Origin of the sequence: Streptomyces sp. NPDC059002 (assembly GCF_042740435.1) — a bacterium.
Taxonomy (GTDB): Bacteria; Actinomycetota; Actinomycetes; order Streptomycetales; family Streptomycetaceae; genus Streptomyces.
In genome coordinates, this window is the sequence record NZ_JBHYJI010000015.1 from 133,123 (window position 1) to 149,879 (window position 16,757).

15 protein-coding genes are annotated in these 16,757 nt (G+C 70.9%); 8 read left to right on the top strand and 7 right to left on the bottom strand.

The annotated features are described in order from the left end of the window. Positions 1 to 72: 72 nt before the first annotated feature. Positions 73 to 696 carry a TetR/AcrR family transcriptional regulator gene (locus ACFWZ2_RS16715; protein ID WP_384546189.1) on the top strand — a complete coding sequence of 208 codons (624 nt, stop codon included), beginning with the start codon at positions 73 to 75 and terminating at the stop codon, positions 694 to 696. Here the strand turns inward: ACFWZ2_RS16715 and ACFWZ2_RS16720 are convergent. Continuing rightward, entirely contained in the window at positions 687 to 1,151 is a 465-nt protein-coding gene (locus tag ACFWZ2_RS16720) for a MaoC family dehydratase (RefSeq protein WP_384546190.1), read from the bottom strand. The two genes, ACFWZ2_RS16715 and ACFWZ2_RS16720, sit on opposite strands and share 10 nt — an antisense overlap. Before the next feature lie 116 nt (positions 1,152 to 1,267). Between ACFWZ2_RS16720 and soxR the strand changes: the two genes are divergently transcribed. Then, on the top strand, positions 1,268 to 1,735 hold the full coding sequence (soxR, locus tag ACFWZ2_RS16725) for a redox-sensitive transcriptional activator SoxR (protein ID WP_384546192.1): 468 nt from the start codon (positions 1,268 to 1,270) through the stop codon (positions 1,733 to 1,735). An 82-nt stretch (positions 1,736 to 1,817) separates the two neighbouring features. Further along, complete coding sequence (locus tag ACFWZ2_RS16730) at positions 1,818 to 2,336, top strand: hypothetical protein (protein ID WP_384546194.1); 519 nt, start codon at positions 1,818 to 1,820, stop codon at positions 2,334 to 2,336. Positions 2,337 to 2,348: 12 nt separating this feature from the next. On the opposite strand, the gene ACFWZ2_RS16735 is transcribed toward ACFWZ2_RS16730, so the two are convergent. Further along, positions 2,349 to 2,957: a hypothetical protein gene (locus tag ACFWZ2_RS16735; RefSeq protein ID WP_384546196.1), complete on the bottom strand. Its 609-nt coding sequence runs from the start codon at positions 2,955 to 2,957 to the stop codon at positions 2,349 to 2,351. A gap of 306 nt (positions 2,958 to 3,263) precedes the next feature. On the opposite strand from ACFWZ2_RS16735, the gene ACFWZ2_RS16740 reads away from it, so the two are divergent. Beyond that, positions 3,264 to 6,089: a penicillin acylase family protein gene (locus ACFWZ2_RS16740; protein ID WP_384546198.1), complete on the top strand. Its 2,826-nt coding sequence runs from the start codon at positions 3,264 to 3,266 to the stop codon at positions 6,087 to 6,089. Between the two features lie 10 nt (positions 6,090 to 6,099). On the opposite strand, the gene ACFWZ2_RS16745 is transcribed toward ACFWZ2_RS16740, so the two are convergent. Together ACFWZ2_RS16745 and ACFWZ2_RS16750 are read right to left on the bottom strand one after the other, a co-directional pair. After that, the gene (locus ACFWZ2_RS16745; protein WP_384546200.1) at positions 6,100 to 7,368 is read right to left on the bottom strand and encodes a serine-threonine protein kinase; all 1,269 of its coding nucleotides are present in this window, start codon (positions 7,366 to 7,368) and stop codon (positions 6,100 to 6,102) included. Positions 7,369 to 7,480: 112 nt separating this feature from the next. Then, the gene (locus tag ACFWZ2_RS16750; RefSeq protein ID WP_384546202.1) at positions 7,481 to 8,068 is read right to left on the bottom strand and encodes a hypothetical protein; all 588 of its coding nucleotides are present in this window, start codon (positions 8,066 to 8,068) and stop codon (positions 7,481 to 7,483) included. Between the two features lie 193 nt (positions 8,069 to 8,261). On the opposite strand from ACFWZ2_RS16750, the gene ACFWZ2_RS16755 reads away from it, so the two are divergent. Further along, positions 8,262 to 9,281, top strand: a complete 1,020-nt coding sequence (locus tag ACFWZ2_RS16755; RefSeq protein ID WP_384546204.1) for a LysR family transcriptional regulator — start codon at positions 8,262 to 8,264, stop codon at positions 9,279 to 9,281. Between the two features lie 141 nt (positions 9,282 to 9,422). On the opposite strand, the gene ACFWZ2_RS16760 is transcribed toward ACFWZ2_RS16755, so the two are convergent. From ACFWZ2_RS16760 to ACFWZ2_RS16770, 3 genes are all read right to left on the bottom strand, one after another. Continuing rightward, a complete protein-coding gene (locus ACFWZ2_RS16760; RefSeq protein WP_384546264.1) occupies positions 9,423 to 10,706 on the bottom strand; it encodes an MFS transporter in 1,284 nt (427 codons plus the stop codon). Between the two features lie 107 nt (positions 10,707 to 10,813). Then, the gene (locus tag ACFWZ2_RS16765) at positions 10,814 to 12,145 is read right to left on the bottom strand and encodes an erythromycin esterase family protein (protein WP_384546206.1); all 1,332 of its coding nucleotides are present in this window, start codon (positions 12,143 to 12,145) and stop codon (positions 10,814 to 10,816) included. Positions 12,146 to 12,262: 117 nt separating this feature from the next. Next, positions 12,263 to 13,516 (bottom strand): exo-beta-N-acetylmuramidase NamZ domain-containing protein, encoded by a 1,254-nt coding sequence (locus ACFWZ2_RS16770; protein WP_384546208.1) that lies wholly within the window; start codon positions 13,514 to 13,516, stop codon positions 12,263 to 12,265. A gap of 134 nt (positions 13,517 to 13,650) precedes the next feature. On the opposite strand from ACFWZ2_RS16770, the gene ACFWZ2_RS16775 reads away from it, so the two are divergent. Genes ACFWZ2_RS16775 through ACFWZ2_RS16785 form a run of 3 tightly spaced genes read left to right on the top strand, consistent with a single transcriptional unit; the run spans position 13,651 to position 16,706 of the window. Next, the gene (locus ACFWZ2_RS16775) at positions 13,651 to 14,418 is read left to right on the top strand and encodes an SDR family oxidoreductase (protein WP_384546266.1); all 768 of its coding nucleotides are present in this window, start codon (positions 13,651 to 13,653) and stop codon (positions 14,416 to 14,418) included. Further along, positions 14,415 to 16,088 carry a class I adenylate-forming enzyme family protein gene (locus tag ACFWZ2_RS16780; RefSeq protein WP_384546210.1) on the top strand — a complete coding sequence of 558 codons (1,674 nt, stop codon included), beginning with the start codon at positions 14,415 to 14,417 and terminating at the stop codon, positions 16,086 to 16,088. The genes ACFWZ2_RS16775 and ACFWZ2_RS16780 overlap by 4 nt, the downstream gene beginning before the upstream one ends. Positions 16,089 to 16,109: 21 nt before the next feature. Continuing rightward, positions 16,110 to 16,706, top strand: a complete 597-nt coding sequence (locus tag ACFWZ2_RS16785) for a TetR/AcrR family transcriptional regulator (RefSeq protein WP_384546212.1) — start codon at positions 16,110 to 16,112, stop codon at positions 16,704 to 16,706. Positions 16,707 to 16,757: the final 51 nt, after the last annotated feature.

Sequence of the window (16,757 nt, forward strand, 5' to 3'; positions counted from 1 at the left end):
CCGACCCCGTGCCCTAAGCGCTTGCTCACCGTCAGGGGTATGGTGTCCCTCCCGAAGGCTGAAGGAGTGGGCATGGGTACGGCGGAGGAGACGGGCGGCGAGGAGCAGCCGTGGGGCGAGGTGAGCCCCGACGCGGCCAGGCGGCTGCTGATCGCCGCCGTCGAGGCCTTCGCCGAGCGCGGCTATCACGCGACGACGACCCGGGACATCGCGGGCCGCGCAGGCATGAGCCCCGCCGCGCTCTACATCCACTACAAGACCAAGGAAGAGCTGCTCCACCGCATCAGCAGGATCGGCCACGACAAGGCCCTGGACATCCTGCGGACCGCGGCGGACGCCGAGGGCTCGGCGGCGGAGCGGCTCGCCGCCGCCGTGCGCTCCTTCGTCGGCTGGCACGCCGCGCACCACATGACCGCGCGCGTCGTGCAGTACGAACTCGACGCGCTCGGCGAGGAACACCGCACGGAGATCGTCGCGTTGCGCCGCAGGTCGGACGCGGCCGTGCGGGACATCATCAACGACGGTGTGCGGGCGGGGGAGTTCGACGTCCCCGACGTGCCGGGCACCACGCTCGCCGTGCTCTCGCTCTGCATCGACGTCGCCCGCTGGTTCAACGCGTCGGGGCACCGGACGCCCGACGAGGTCGGCGCGCTCTACGCCGACCTCGTGCTGCGGATGGTGGGGGCTCAGAAGTAGTAGCGGGACACCGACTGCGCGACGCAGGACGGCTTGTCGCCGCCCTCGCGCTCGACGGTGACCGTGGCCGTCACCTGCACGCCGCCGTCCTTGGTGTCGGTGACGTCCGTGAGCACGGCGGTGGCGCGCAGCCGCGAGCCGACCGGCACCGGTGAGGGGAAACGGACCTTGTCCGTGCCGTAGTTGAGGCCCATCTTCATGCCCTCGACGCGCATGATCTGCGGCACCAGGCTCGGCAGCAGCGACAGCGTCAGATAGCCGTGCGCGATGGTCGACTTGAAGGGGCCCCGTGCGGCCTTCTCCGCGTCGACGTGGATCCACTGGTGATCGCCGGTCGCGTCGGCGAACAGGTCGATCCGCTTCTGGTCGATCTCCAGCCAGTCGCTGTACCCGAGTTGCTCGCCGACCCCGGCGCGCAGTTCCCCGGCCGACGTGAAGATCCTCGGCTCCGCCATGTCCCTGGTCCTCCCAGACGTGTGCGACAACGTCATCGACGTATGCGACTAAGCGCTTGCTCAGCATGCGGTGTGCGCCGACGCGTGTCAACGCACCAGCCATTAGGGTTCGAGGGGTGCCCCAGATTCCAGAGAAGATCCATGAACTCACCGTCGGCCAGCTGGCGGACCGCAGCGGCGTCGCCGTGTCCGCCCTGCACTTCTACGAGTCCAAGGGCCTCATCAGCAGCCGCCGCACCTCGGGAAACCAGCGCCGCTACCACCGTGACACGCTGCGCAGGGTCGCCTTCATCCGCGCCTCCCAGCGCGTGGGCATCCCGCTGGCCACCATCCGTGAGGCCCTCGACTCGCTCCCCGAGGAGCGCACGCCCAACCGCGAGGACTGGGCGCACCTCTCCGAGCACTGGCGCGCCGAACTGGACGAGCGCATCAAGCAGTTGGGGCGCCTGCGCGACCATCTGACGGACTGCATCGGCTGCGGCTGCCTCTCCCTGGAGACCTGTGTGCTCTCCAACCCCGACGACGTCTTCGGCGAGCGCCTCACCGGCTCCCGGCTCCTCGCGGAGCGCCGCACCGCGAAGTGACGCAACCACGCGCCGTCCCCCGGCGTGTATGCAGCACAAGGAGGCCGAGTCCCGACGTCGACATCAATCCGGGGGAGGGCCGATGTCACTCGCCATCTGCTCGTTGAAGTGGGACGCCGCGCTGAGCGGACAGCAGACCGTCACCTACGACACCGACGGCTATCACCTCGTGCGGTTCCCGTACGAGGCGGGGGAGGAGTCGTACGACCCGTGGAACATGCACGACCCGTCCAAGGGGGGTACGAGCCCCTCGCAGTTCCCCGACGCCAGGTCCGGTCTCATCTGGCCGAGCCACGACGGCTGGGGCGTGCTCTGCGCGCTGGTCTTCTGGGCGGCGGACACCGACCCCAGCGAGTACCGGGCGCGCTTCGTCCGTGATCCGCTGGGACTCTCCACCGGGTACGACTCGACCGCGACGACCGACTCGGCGCCCACCAGGGGCGGCCAGTTCAGGTCCTACACCTGGCAGATGTTCGTGCATCCGAGCACGCCCGTGGGGCTGAAGATCTCGGCACGCGGCGTGGGGGACGTGCGCATCGCCACGCCGCTGACGCTCGCCGAGTTCAAGCTCGCCATCCACACCCAGGTGGGCACGCCCTGACGGCGCCGCCCCTCACGCCGACACCAGGGGCCTCAGCCGCCTCGCCCGGGCCTGCGCCACCGCGTCCGGCGTGAGCACGGGGCCCGGCACGACGATGCCGCAGCCGGTGCAGACCGCTCCGCACGACGGCTCGTGCGCCAGACCGTGCTGCCAGACGAGAGAAGTGTCCGCGCAGACGGGGCAGGCCGTGCCGGGCTCCCGCTCCAGTGCCGCGATGAGCCGGTGCAGGACTTCGGCGAGCGGGGCATGGGGGTGCACGCTCGGGTCGTCGCACCAGGCGACCCCGAACCCGCCCCAGGTGCAGCGGTGCCAGTCGTCGACGCTGCCGGGGCGCCTGAGCCCGTCGTGCTTCTCCTTGCGGCGGCGTTCCGCGAATCCCGCCTCGTAGGCGAGCCAGACGGCGCGCGCCGCCTCCAGTTCCTCGAGCGCGGCCACCAGCCGCGCCGGATCGGGCGACCGGTCCTCGGGGCCGAAGCCCGCCCGGGAGCTCAGATGGTCCCAGGTCGCCCGGTGGCCATAGGGGGCGAACCTCTCCAGGCACTTGCGCAGCGAGTAGCGCCGCAGTGCCAGATCGCTCTGCGGATCACGCACCTGTCTCGCGAGACTCCGGAATCCGGCCATCGCCCTGCACCTCCGTCACACGTACTTCCGTACTGGTACCCCGTGTTCCGTATCCGCCGTTGTCGAAGTCGAGTCGAAGTCGAGTCGAGGTCGAAACGACGTCGCCGAGTAGACGTATCGACACGCGATTCGGCTCCCTTCCCGGGCGACCGATTTTCGCCTGCCCGCTTGAGCAGGGGTGATGCCTCCTGGAGGGGGGCGCGTTGTGGTGATTCGGAAAAGGCGACGCATGCTCATCTTTCGGGTTCGACGACCCGCCAGTAACCTCCGCCGCATCGGCCTTCCGCAGGACCCGGAGGAGCACCCATGCGACGACGCATCGTCAGACTCAGAACTCTCACGGCGGGAGCGGCGCTCGCGCTCGGCGCCTCCCTCGTCGCGCCCCTGCCCGGGGCCGGGGCCGCCCCGCGGGAACCGGTCGCCGAGGAGAGCACCGACTACTGCAAGGGCCAGTGCGCCGACGTCCTGCCGCCCGGCACCAACGGCAGCGCGACCCTCGCCGAGATCCTCGCCCACCGCGTCTTCGGCACCCAACCCCCGCATGCCGACGACCAGTTGGGACCCTACGACGCGCTGTCCTCCGGCTACCCCTCGCTGACCGACGACCGCCTCACCGAGTTCTTCAACGACGCCTCCTTCGGGGTCCCCGCCGACCAGGTCGCCTCCGTCACCAAGCCGCGCGACGACGTGACGATCACCCGGGACAAGAAGTACGGCGTCCCGCACATCAAGGGCAGCACGCGCTACGGCACCGAGTTCGGCGCGGGCTTCGCCGCCGGGCAGGACCGGCTCTGGCTCATCGACCTGTTCCGGCACATCGGGCGCGGCCAGCTCACCTCGTTCGCGGGCGGCGCGCTCGCCAACCAGGGCCTGGAGCAGCAGTTCTGGCCGCAGGCCCCGTACACGGAACAGGACCTGGAGAAGCAGGTCGAGTACATCAAGTCGACGCAGGGCGAGCGCGGCAAGCAGGCCATGGAGGACGCGCAGGCCTATGTCGACGGGCTCAACGACTACCGCGTGAAGTCCAAGAACGGCCGCTACTTCCCCGGCGAGTACGTGCTCACCGGCAAGATCGACGCGATCACCAACATCGGTGAGATCGAACCCTTCAAGGTCACCGACATGATCGCGCTCGCCTCCGTCGTCGGCGGCCTGTTCGGCAACGGCGGCGGAGGAGAGGTCGAGGGGGCCCTGGCCCTGCTCAAGTCCCAGGAGAAGTACGGCGTCGAGAAGGGCACGAAGGTCTGGGAGTCCTTCCGCGCCCGCAACGACCCCGAGGCCGTCCAGACCATCCACGACGGCACGAGCTTCCCGTACGCGGGCAAGCCGGAGACGGCGCGCGGCACGGCGCTGCCCGACGCCGGATCCGTCGAGCGCGAACAGCTCGTCTACGACCGCGAGGGCGGCGCGAAGAGCGGCGCCAAGGACCCGGTGAAGGCGCCCAAGAAGCTCAAGCCGCTCCAGGGCATGTACGACGACGGGGTGCTGCCCGCCGACCTGTTCAAGCGGGACGGCCACAAGAAGGGCATGTCGAACGCCCTGCTCGTCTCAGGGAAGCACACCGCGAGCGGCAACCCCGTCGCCGTGTTCGGCCCGCAGACCGGCTACTTCGCGCCCCAGCTCCTCATGCAGCAGGAACTCCAGGGCCCGGGCATCAGCGCCCGCGGCGTCTCCTTCGCGGGCGTCGGGATGTACGTCCAGCTGGGCCGCGGCCAGGACTACGCCTGGTCGGCCACCTCGGCGGGACAGGACATCACCGACACGTACGCCGTCGACCTGTGCGAGCCCGGCGGCGGCACACCCACCAAGCAGTCCACCGGCTACCTCTACCGTGGCACCTGCACCCCGATGGAGAAGCTGGAGCGCAAGAACGCCTGGAAGCCGACGCTCGCCGACTCCACGGCCGCGGGCTCGTACCGCATGCAGGTCTTCCGCACCAAGTACGGCATCGTCACGCACCGAGCCACGGTCGACGGCACACCCGTCGCCTATGTCTCGCTGCGCTCCACCTACCGCCACGAGGCCGACTCGATCATCGGCTTCCAGATGCTGAACGACCCCGCGTACGTCAAGGACGCCGCGTCGTTCAAGAAGGCCGCGCAGAACATCAGCTATGCCTTCAACTGGTTCTACGCCGATGCGCGCGACATCGCGTACTACAACAGCGGCGCCAACCCGCAGCGCGCCGACAGCGTCGACCCGGCCCTGCCCGTCAAGGGACAACAGGCGTACGAATGGCGGGACTTCGACCCGGAGAACAACACCTCCGCGCAGACACCGGCCGCCGAGCACCCGCAGTCCGTCAACCAGGACTACTACATCTCCTGGAACAACAAGCAGGCCAAGGACTTCAACACGGCGGGCTTCGGCATGAGCGCCGTGCACCGCGGCGACCTGCTCGACGGGCGCGTCAGGAAGCTCACCGAGGAGGGCGGCGTCACCCGCGCCTCGCTCACCCAGGCCATGTCGGAGGCCGCCGTCACAGACCTGCGCGGCGAGCAGGTGCTGCCCGAACTCCTGAAGGTGCTGCGCAGCAAGCCGGTCACCGACCCCCAACTGGCCAAGGCCATCCAGCAGCTGGAGGCCTGGCGCACGGCGGGCGCACAGCGCAACCAGACAGCGGCGGGCTCCAAGACGTACGCCCACCCCGATGCCGTGCGCATCATGGACGCCTGGTGGCCGCTGCTCATCGAGGCCGAGTTCAAGCCCGGCCTCGGCAAGGACCTCTACGACTCCCTGACCGGGCTGCTGCCCGTCGACGAGGCGCCGTCCGCGGGCCACGGACCCACAGGATCGCACGCGGGCTCCGCCTTCCAGTCCGGCTGGTGGGGGTACGCCGACAAGGACCTGCGCAAGGTCCTCGGGCAGCCCGTGAAGGGTGAACTCGCCGACAGCTACTGCGGCGACGGCAAACTCGACGCCTGCCGCGACGCCCTGCTCGGTACCCTCGCCCAGGCCGTCGCCAAGCCCGCCACCGAGGTCTACCCCGGTGACGACGCGTGCAAGGCGGGCGACCAGTGGTGCGCGGACACCGTCATCCACCGCGCGCTCGGCGGCATCACGCACCGGCCGATCCAGTGGCAGAACCGCCCGACGTACCAGCAGGTCGTCGAGTTCCCCGCGCACCGCTGACGGACCGGAGTCAGACCGAGGCGATCCGCCCTGCGGCGAACACGACGCGCGCCAGCTCCTCGTGGCAGATGTCGCTGTGCGCACCGGAGGGCGGACCGCCGCGCCGCACCACCGAGGCCGCGTCCACGCTCACGCACCCCTTGCCGGGCACCGCCTGGCCGAGCTTGATGCGCTCGGTGCCGTCCACCGCGCGGATCCCGTCGTAGCCGATGGCGCCCCACCGCTCCCACAGATTGAGGAAGCTCGTGGAGTCGCCCGCCAGCTTCGACGCCAGCGGATAGAGCTTGCCCAGCGCGGCGTCGTGCCGCGAGTAGCAGGAGATGAGCGGCCCGTCGATGCGCCGCTGGACGCCGTGCAGGGCGCCGCCGCGCGAGGTGTCGTGCGGCAGGCGCTCGGCGAACGCGTAGTGCGAGAAGGCCCCTTGGAGCAGCGTCACCGACTTCACGCTGCGCACGTCGGCGGGCATCCCGCGCAGCGCGTACGAGACGAGCCGGGCGCCGAAGCTGTGCCCGATCAGATGCACGCGGACCGTGGGCACGTCGCGGGCGAGCAGCCCGATCGCCGGGCCGAGGCCCAACTGGCCGACGGCGCCCGCACGTCGCTTCATCGCGTAGTAGGTGCCCTGCCGCAGCAGCTCGTGCGCGCCGTTCCAGAGCCGTTTGCGCAGCCGCCCGAAGAGCTCGGGACGCTCCTCGTCGTCGAGCGCGGCGGCGAGGATCTCGCACACCTGGACCGCGTCGTCGGTGAGCATCGCGGGCTCGCCGTCCCCGGTGTCCTCGCCGAAGTGCCGGGCCGGATGGGACTCGCGCAGCGACACGAGGTCCCGGACGAGGCGCCCGAACTCGTAGCATCGCGAGGGCACTTGGGAGCGCTCGGCGAGCAGCTCGGTGATCCGGTCGAGCTCCGCCTCGTGCCCGGGAAAGGCCCGGGAGAGCGCCTGCCGGGTGACCGCGTCGAGGGCGGGCCCACCGGGCGCCGCGGCCGGGGCGACAGCAGCGGCCGACGGGTCGAAGTCGGGGATGGGCTCGTCGGCGAAGCGGATGGCGGGCCAGAGCACGCCGACGTAACCGAGACGCACCCGCGCCCCGGACAGGGCCTGGCAGGGGGCGAAGAAGCGCGCGTACAGGCGCCTGGCGTCCCGCTGCTCGTTGTTCCAGCCATGTGCGAAGACCAGCAGATCGGTGACGCGTTCGCGTTCCGCTCCGGACAGCAGTTCTTCGCGCTGCGCGGTGTCGACGTCGCCGTCGGCGTCGAAGGTCAATTCCCAGTAGGGCTCCACGCCGGTATGTTCCTGCGGCCCGGCGCGACTGGCCAGACACCGCGCAGCGCCGGTGCCGGTACCCACCCCCGCAGGCACCGGTCCCGACGCGCGTCATGCGGTCCCGCGGCGGTTACGCGCCGGACGTGCGCTGCTTCGCATAGCGGTTCACGGGCGGCAGCCAGCACAGCACGACCGCGCCTATCGCCGTGAGCAGCGCCGCCAGACTCAGCATGGCGACGGAATCGGGTTCGTAGTCACCGAGGATGAGGGCGTGCGGGAACAGCGCCACGACGGCCGAGACGGTGATCAGGACCCGTGACCAGACGGCCGCGCCGCGGCGCGCGCCCAGGGCGAACACCAGCAGGCAGACCGCGGTGAACACGGCGAATCCCGCACGGGCGCTGAGCGTGCCGGCCCGGTCGCTGACCAGCTCGTCCCAGATCGGACCCGACAGGGCCTTGATGTCGGCCGCGGTCGTCCCCGACGGCAGCCCCACGACGTCCGGGTGGTCCGCGATGACGTCGTTGATGTTCTCCTCGGCCATGTCCTCGCCGCCGGCGAAGACGAGGACCGCGCCGACCGCCGCGGTGACGGCGGAGGCCGTCGCGGTCCAGAACAGGGCGGCGAGGGTGCCGGGCCGCTTGGCCGCGCGCCGCGTGGGGGGAGCGCCCGCACCCGGCGGTGCGGTGTGCGCGGGGGCGGCCTGGTAATGGCTCACGAGCGTAACTCTCCTTGCAGAGATGATTGATCGGGTGGGATTGGCTCGACCATTCCATGGGTACCGGGAACGCATCCAGCATTTTCTGGAAGAAATCCCCAGATAATTTCTGCTGAACTCCGGATCAGTTTCCCGCTGTGGTTATGCTGCATTGCCGTAAAAGCAGAGGGAGTCGGAGAGCGAGAACTCGCACATGGCATTATCAGGGCCCCAGCAGTACCCCACGGATCTCCTTGACACCACGATGGACCAGTTGCGCACCCTGCTCGCGGTGCGGGAGAGCGGCACGGCGCTGGCCGCGGCCCGCCAGCTCGGCCGCGAGCAGTCCAGCGTGCAGAAGCAACTGGACACGATGAACCGCACGTTCGGGGCGCTGTGCGGAGAGGCGCTCGTCCTGAAGCGGGGCCGCGGCAAGGACGTCCTTTTCACCCCCACGGGCGAGGCCCTCGTCGAGCTGGCACGGCGCACCCTGGACCAGTGGACGGAGGGCATCCACGACGCGAGACGCCGGCTCGGCAGAACCCTCTCCGTGGGCTCGACCCGCTACACGCTCGGATTTCTCCTGGACGCCGTGGAGCGCGTGAGCGAGGCGTACGAACGGCGCGGCGTCGACCTGAAGGTCACCCACGTCCGCACCGGCGACCTCTTCGCCAAGCTGCAGGCCAAGGAGCTCGATCTGGTCTGCGGCAGCATCGTGGTGACGGAGGGGCAGGAGGCCGAGCTCGATCCGTACGAGATCGTCGAGTGGCGCCGCAGCGGACTCTCGCTGCTCACGAACCTGCCCGAGGAGCGGCTGCCGGGTCCCTCGGTCACCGCGGCGGAGCTGACCCGGCTGCCGCTGGTGGTCTCGGCGGGCGGGCTCATCGCCCGCTTCCTCACCGCCTGGTACGGCACCGACTACCGCAAGGAGTTGTCGGTCGCCGCCGAGATAGAGGCCGCGCACTACGGCTTCGAGCTGCTGCGTTCCGGCGTGGTCAGCGGGGCGATGCTGGTCACCCAGGGGATCGGGGAGGCCGCCGAGAGCGGCAGCCTGCCGGAGGCGGGCGGGCTGCGGCGCCTGGACATCGTGGGGGACGTCGGGCCGCGGACCGAGGTGCTCGTCGGGGTGTTCACGCGCCGCGGCGACCGCGCGTCGTGCGGTCCCGGGCACCCGTTGAATCTCTTGTGGGAGGCGTTGTCCAAGGAGAACGAACGCTGGTGGCTCAGCCGTTGAATTCCGCCGCCGGGATTTCCGGCGGCGGAGTTCGCGAAGGGCTTCCCGCAGTGGTCTAGACGTGTGAAGAATTCCCGTGCGGCGCGCAATGCGTCCGGCCCCGCATTGGCATTGTGTGAATTCGGTGAATCCGGGCGCGGCTCAGGCGAGTTCCCGCTCCCGTGTCTCGGGCAGCGCGAGCACGCACACGAGGGACACGACCGCCATCGCGCTCACGTACCAGCCCACCGACGAGGAGCCGAACGCGGACTGCAGCCGGGTCGCCACGAGCGGCGAGACGGCGCCGCCGAGCACCCCGCCCAGGTTGTAGGCGAGCGAGGCCCCCGAGTAGCGCACGTTGGTGGAGAACAGCTCCGGCAGATACGCGCCCATCGGGCCGTAGACCACCCCCATGCAGAACAGCGCGCCGCCGATCGCGAGGGCGATGAGCACCGGCTGTCCGGTGTCCAGGAGCGGGAAGAGCACCAGACCCCACACCACCGCGAGCCCCGCGCCCGAGAGGACGAGCCTGCGCCGTCCCGCACCGTCCGAGCGGGTCGCGGCGAGCCAGGTGCCGGCCGCCAGGAAGAGGCAGGCGGCCAGGGAGAGGCCGAGCATGGTGTTGCGGGAGACGTGCAGGGTGCCCGTCGCGTACGCCAGGCAGTACGTCGTCGCGGTGTAGAAGAGGCCGTAGGCGACGACCATCCCGCCCGCGCCGAGCAGCAGTTCGCGCGGATGGCGGCGCAGCACGTCGAGCGTGGGGACCTTGCTGGCCTCCTGCGCCGCCATGACCTTCGCGAAGACCGGCGTCTCGCTGATCCGCAGGCGCACGAAGAGCCCCACGCCGACGAGCAGGAACGAGAGCAGGAACGGCACGCGCCAGCCCCAGGAGCGGAACGCGTCGTCGGAGAGCACGGACGACAGGAGCCAGAAGACGCCGGTCGCCGCGAAGAACCCGACGGACGGCCCGAGTTGGGGGAAGGCGGCGTACAGGCCGCGCCTCTTCTTCGGCGCGTGCTCCACCGCGAGCAGTGCCGCGCCACCCCACTCGCCGCCGAGCCCGATGCCCTGCAGGAAGCGGAGCAGGATCAGCAGGACCGGGGCCCAGATGCCCAACGTGCCGTATCCGGGCAGGAGTCCGACGAGCGCGGTCGAGAGGCCCATCAGGAGCAGCGAGGCCACCAGGACCGACTTGCGGCCCACCCGGTCCCCGAAGTGGCCGAAGATCACCGAGCCGATGGGCCGGGCCGCGAACGCCACCGCGTAGGTGGAGAACGACGCGAGGGTGGCGTTGACCGGATCGAGGGTCGGGAAGAACGCCTCGTTGAGGACGAGCGCGGCCGCCGTGCCGTAGATGTAGAAGTCGTAGAACTCGATGGCCGTCCCGATGAACGAGGCGACGGCGACCCGACGCAGGCTCTCGCCGCTCGCGTCCGTTGGCTCGATCTCGCCCTGGACCTGCTGTTTCGCTGTTTCTGTCGCTTCGCTCTGCACGAGCGGCACTCTCGTGGTGGATACATGCGACAGTCAATACTTGATACGGCCAGTCTCGGTCAGTGAGACTGGCGATGGGCCGCGGTGACCTCGTGCAGGTGGATGAGGATGTCGTGGGACGGCGCGAGGCGGATCTTGTACGGGCCGTCGGGCCAGCCGGAGCCGATGCTGCGGGTCACGCGCGCCGTGCTCAGCCACTTCCTGGTGTCGGCGGGCAGCTTGCGCATGTCCACGAAGTAGTCGTCCAGGCGCACCTTGTCCAAGGTGTACTCGTTCATGCCGCGCGTCGCAGGACCCACGGGGATCGCCTTCCATGTCTCGTCGTCCTCGCCCTGCGCCATGAACGACCCCTGGTTGAAGGTGAATCCGATGCTCGCGTACCGCTTGCCGAGCCGGTCGCGCAGGAACGCGCCCTGCATCTTCGGGTAGCGCGGGTCGTAGGACTCGTACGCGACATGGGCGTTGTGGGCGGAGAGGAACACCTTGCCGCCCGTGTACCGCTGCCACCACGCGGTGTTGTCCGCCATGAGCCGGTCGCGGTACAGCATCGCGTCCTTCCGGCCCTCCGCCGTGTCGAGCGGGAAGGCGAACGTGTCCCCGGTCTGCGCGATCGACCGGGCGTGGTGCAGGGCGAGTTCGAAGGCGCCGTCCTGCTCGGCGGGCCGGTGCTTCTTCAGCAGGTCGTACGCCGCGGTCGCCTTCTTCGCCAGCGCCTTGCGCTCGGCGAGCGGACGGCCCATGTAGGTGTCGCCGTCCGTCAGACGCCGCAGCGGCGCGTACAGCTCGTCGATCCGGGGCAGCAGGTCCGGTTCGTGCGCGCGCACGTAGTCGCGTACGCCGTCGAACAACTCGACACCCTGCTCGGGGTAGTTGAGGTCGTCGCCCATGAAGCGCAGCGGGCGCTCGGGGTGCTTGTCGTTGTACGCGCGCATCCAGCGCAGCAGATGGACGTACTCCTCCGTGTCCCACGGCGTCTTCGCCAGTTCGTGGTGGACGAGCGCGCGCACGTCACCCTTGCCGCCCCGCACATAGGCGTCGAAGCGAAGCCCCGTCGTCCAGCTCACCTCCTGCGCGAAGGTGGTGAACCCCTTCTCCTCCACGAGGTGGCGGAACACCCGCTCCTTCATGGTGAAGAACTCGTGCGAGCCGTGCGTCGCCTCGCCCAGGCCCACCACCGAGGCGCCGCCGACCATCCGGCCGAGCGGTCGCAGGTCCTTCGTGCTGCCGCCCGGGTCCGTCGACCGCAGCGGATGGGCCGCGCGCTCGATCGCCGCGACCGGATCCGCGGGGCGCGGCGCCGCCGCCTGCGCCGTCTGCGGGGCGAGCAGCGCCCCCGTCCCCGCCGCGGCGATGAGCAGGAGCGGGGTCCTGCGCGGTACGGACCGTGCCATGTCGTGCCTCCTCGATTCGGCCTGAGAGAACCGAAGATCACGATTCCGTACGGCACGGAACACCACCATCCGGCAGGCTCCACCGTCGCCGGTGGGGCCTGCACCACCACGGCGTCATCAGTGGCGCAGATACCGGCGGCGCAGCGCGCGAAAGCGCGTGAGGTCGTCCTGCCAGGCGCCCGTCACCTCGTCCGTGTCCGCGCCCGCGTCGATCGACGTGCGCACCCGGGCCGACCCGGTGAGCCGGTCGATCCAGTGGTCGTCCCGCCAGGCGAAGCCGCTCCAGGCCCGCTTCGCCGTCACCAGGAGCGCGATGCCGGTGCGCACCGGGTCGTACGACTCCCGGTCGTGGACGTGGAGTTGGACCCCGCCGACGGTCCTGCCCTGGAACTTGGAGAAGGTGGGGGAGAAGTACGCCTCCCTGAAGTGCACGCCGGGCAGGTCGATCCGGCCCAGCGCCGCCGCCCACGCGCGGTCGATGCCTTCCGCGCCGAGCAGTTCGAAGGGGCGGGTCGTGCCGCGCCCCTCCGAGAGGTTCGTGCCCTCGAACAGGCAGGTGCCGCCGTAGGCGAGGGCGGTGTCGGGTGTCGGCATGTTCGGGCTCGGCGGCACCCAGGGCAGCCCCGTGGCGTCGTGGAAGTCGGTGCGCCGCCAGCCCGTCATCAGGACGGTCGTCAGCTCGGCGGGCCGCTCCAGGAACTCCCCGTTGAACAGCAGGGCCAGCTCCGCGACCGTCATGCCGTGCGTCTGCGCGATCGGCTCACGGCCCACGAAGCTCGCGAACTCCCGCTGCAGGACGGGCCCGTAGGCGTCCCGGCCGGTCACCGGATTGGGCCGGTCGAGCACCACAAGACGCTTGCCCGCGAGCCGCGCCGCCACCATGCAGTCGTAGAGCGTCCAGATGTACGTGTAGAAGCGGGCGCCCACGTCCTGGATGTCGAAGACGAGCGTGTCCGCGCGGGAGGCGGTGAAGACCGAGGCCAGCTCCTTGCCGCTCTTCTGGTAGGTGTCGAACACGGGAAGGCCGGTCGCGGGATCGTCGTACCTGCCCTGCGAACCGCCCGCCTGCGCGGTCCCCCGGAAGCCGTGCTCGGGCCCGAACACCGCGACCAGGTCCACCCGCTCGTCGGCGTGCATCACGTCCACGATGTGCCGCACGTCGCGGGTCACGCCCGTGGGGTTGGTGACCACGCCGACCCGCTGCCCTTCGAGGAGCCGGTAGCCGTCGGCGGCCAGGCGCTCGAATCCGGTGCGCGTGCGGGATCCGGGTCCTGGGGCGGTCGGGGCGGCGGCCGATGCGGGGGCCGATGCCGAGGTCGTCATGGCGGTCCCCGCGGTGGCGGCGAGCAGTCCTCGTCGGGAGAGGTTCATGGGCCCGCACGCTAGTGGCAGCGGTGGCGCGGGGGAACGAACCCGGCCCGTGCACCCCCCTTTCGCCACGACATACCGACTGGTTAGTCTGCGAGCAGAGCCGAGCCGGCCGAGCCGCAGGTCGAAGGAGACCGATCGTGGAAACCCTGCAGGACAAGGGAGTTGTCGTCACGGGTGCGGGAGGCGGGATCGGGGCCGCGCTCGCCCGCCGCTTCGCCGCCGAAGGGGCGCGCGTCGTCGTCAACGACCTGGACGCCGCCAAGGCCAAGGCCGTCGCCGACGAGGTGGGCGGCATCGCCGTGCCGGGCGACGCCTCCCTGATCGTGCGGGAGGCCGCCGACGCGCTCGGCGGCGCGGTCGACGTGTACTGCGCCAACGCGGGACTCGGCTCCGGCGGCAGCGAGGCCGCCCCCGAGGAGGTCTGGGCCGCGGCCTGGGACGTCAACGTCATGGCCCATGTGCGGGCGGCGCACGCGCTGCTGCCCGGCTGGCTGGAGCGCGGCAGCGGCCGCTTCGTCTCCACCGTCTCCGCCGCCGGACTGCTCACCATGATCGGCGCCGCGCCCTACAGCGTCACCAAGCACGGCGCGTACGCCTTCGCCGAATGGCTCTCCCTCACCTACCGGCACCGCGGCATCAAGGTCCACGCGATCTGCCCGCAGGGCGTGCGCACCGACATGCTCGCCGCCACCGGCAGCGCGGGCGACCTCGTGCTCGCGCCCACCGCGATCGAACCCGACGACGTCGCGAACGCGCTCTTCGCGGGCATGGCGGAGGACCGCTTCCTGATCCTTCCGCACCCCGAGGTCGCCGCGTACTACCAGGCGCGCGCCGCCACCCCCGACAAGTGGCTGGCCGGCATGAACCACCTCCAGCAGAAGTGGGAGGCGACCGAGCGGTGAGCGACCCGACCTCGATCTACGCCGCCAAGCCCTGGCTCGCGCGCCTCAACGACGCCCAGCGCGGCCCCGTACGGCCCGCCGACTCCGTGGTGCACGCCTTCCGCGCGGCCGTCGGACGGGACCCCGAGCACACCGCCCTCGCCTACTTCGACGGGCGCCTGAGCTACCGCGAGACGGACGCGCTCACCGACTCCGTGGCCGGACACCTGGCCGCGCGCGGCATCGCCCGCGGCGACCGCGTCGCGATCCTCCTGCAGAACACCCCGCACTTCGTGATCGCCCTGCTCGGCGCCTGGAAGGCGGGCGCGACGGTCGTCCCCGTCAACCCCATGTACAAGTCCGCGGAGGTCGCGCACGTCATCGCCGACGCGGGCGTGACCGCGCTGATCTGCGCGGACCGCGCCTGGGAGACGTATCTGCGCGGGACGGCGGCGGACTCCCCGGTCCGCGTCGTGCTCACCGCCTGCCAGCTCGACCTGCAGACCCGCAACGACCCCCGGGTCCTCGACTTCGAGCGGCTGCCCCAGGCGGCCGACGCCGACGACCTGGTGACGGTGGCCAGACAGGGCCTCCCCGCGCCCGCCGACCGGGAACTCGGCCCGTCCGACATCGCACTGATCAGCTATACGTCGGGCACGAGCGGCACCCCCAAGGGCGCCATGAACACCCACGGCAACATCACCTACAACGCCGAGCGCCAGCGCGTCGGCTGCGCGATGCCGCCGGGCTCCTGCTACTTCGCGATGGCGCCGCTCTTCCACATCACCGGCATGGTCGCGCAGATCGCCGGGTGCATCGCCAACGCGGGCACCCTCGCGCTCGCCTACCGCTTCGAGGCCGGCGTCGTCCTCGACGCCTTCGCCGAGCACCGGCCCGCGTACACGGTCGGCCCCTCCACCGCCTTCATGGCGCTCGCCGCCCACCCGAACGCGACGCGCGCCCACTTCGACTCCTTCCGGATGATCTCCTCGGGCGGCGCCCCGCTGCCGCCCGCCCTCGTCGACACGTTCCGCGCCGCCTTCGGCCCCTATCTGCACAACGGCTACGGCCTCACCGAGTGCACCGCGCCCTGCGCCGCCGTGCCGCCGGGGCAGACCGCGCCGGTCGACCCGGTGTCGGGCACGCTGGCCGTCGGCGTCCCCGGCCCCGAGACGGTCGTACGCATCGTGGACGACCTCGGCGCGGAGGTCCCCTTCGGGGAACAGGGCGAGATCGTCGTCCGCGGACCGCAGGTCGTGCCCGGCTACTGGCAGCGGCCCGACGCCACCGGCGAGGCCTTCCCCGACGGCGAACTGCGCACCGGGGACATCGGGTTCATGGACACCGCGGGCTGGCTCTACGTCGTCGACCGCAAGAAGGACATGATCAACGCGTCCGGCTTCAAGGTCTGGCCGCGCGAGGTCGAGGACGTCCTCTACGCCCACCCCGCGGTCCGCGAGGCGGCCGTCGTCGGGGTGCCCGACAGCTACCGGGGGGAGAGCGTCAAGGCGTACGTCAGCCTGCGTCCCGGCGGCGACGCGGACGCGGGCGAGCTGATCGCGCACTGCAAGGAGCGGCTCGCGGCGTACAAGTATCCGCGCGAGGTCGAGATCCTGGCGGAGCTGCCGAAGACCACAAGTGGGAAGATCCTCCGGCGGGAACTGCGTTCCCGTGCACGGAACAGTCAATGATGCGAAAGGCAGGTGGCGGCAGTGGCCAGGACGACGGACGGTGACGGCACGCCCGTCCCGCAGCGGCTGCTCGCCGCCGCCACCCGGCTCTTCGCCGACCACGGCTACGACCGCACCTCGGTCCAGGAGATCGTGGAGGCGGCCGGAGTCACCAAGGGTGCGCTCTACCACTACTTCGGCTCCAAGGACGACCTCCTGCACGAGGTCTACGCCCGCATGCTCCGCGTCCAGCAGGAGCGGCTCGACGCCATCGCGGACGCGGACGCCCCCGTCGAGCAGCGGGTCCGCGACGCCGCCGCGGACGTCGTGGTCACCACCATCGACAACCTCGACGACGCCTCGATCTTCTTCCGCTCCATGCACCACCTCAGCCCGGAGAAGAACAAGCAGGTGCGCGCGGAACGGCGCCGCTACCACGAGCGGTTCCGCGCGCTGATCGAGGAGGGCCAGGCGTCCGGCGTCTTCTCCACCGCGACCCCCGCGGACCTGGTGGTGGACTACCACTTCGGCTCCGTCCACCACCTCTCCACGTGGTATCGGCCCGATGGGCCGCTCTCCCCTCAACAGGTGGCGGACCACCTGGCGGACTTGCTCCTCAGGGCCCTGCGGGCCCCGTAGGGGGCGCCCGCAGGGGCGCGGGGAACTGCGCGAGCAACCCTCGAAGAGCCG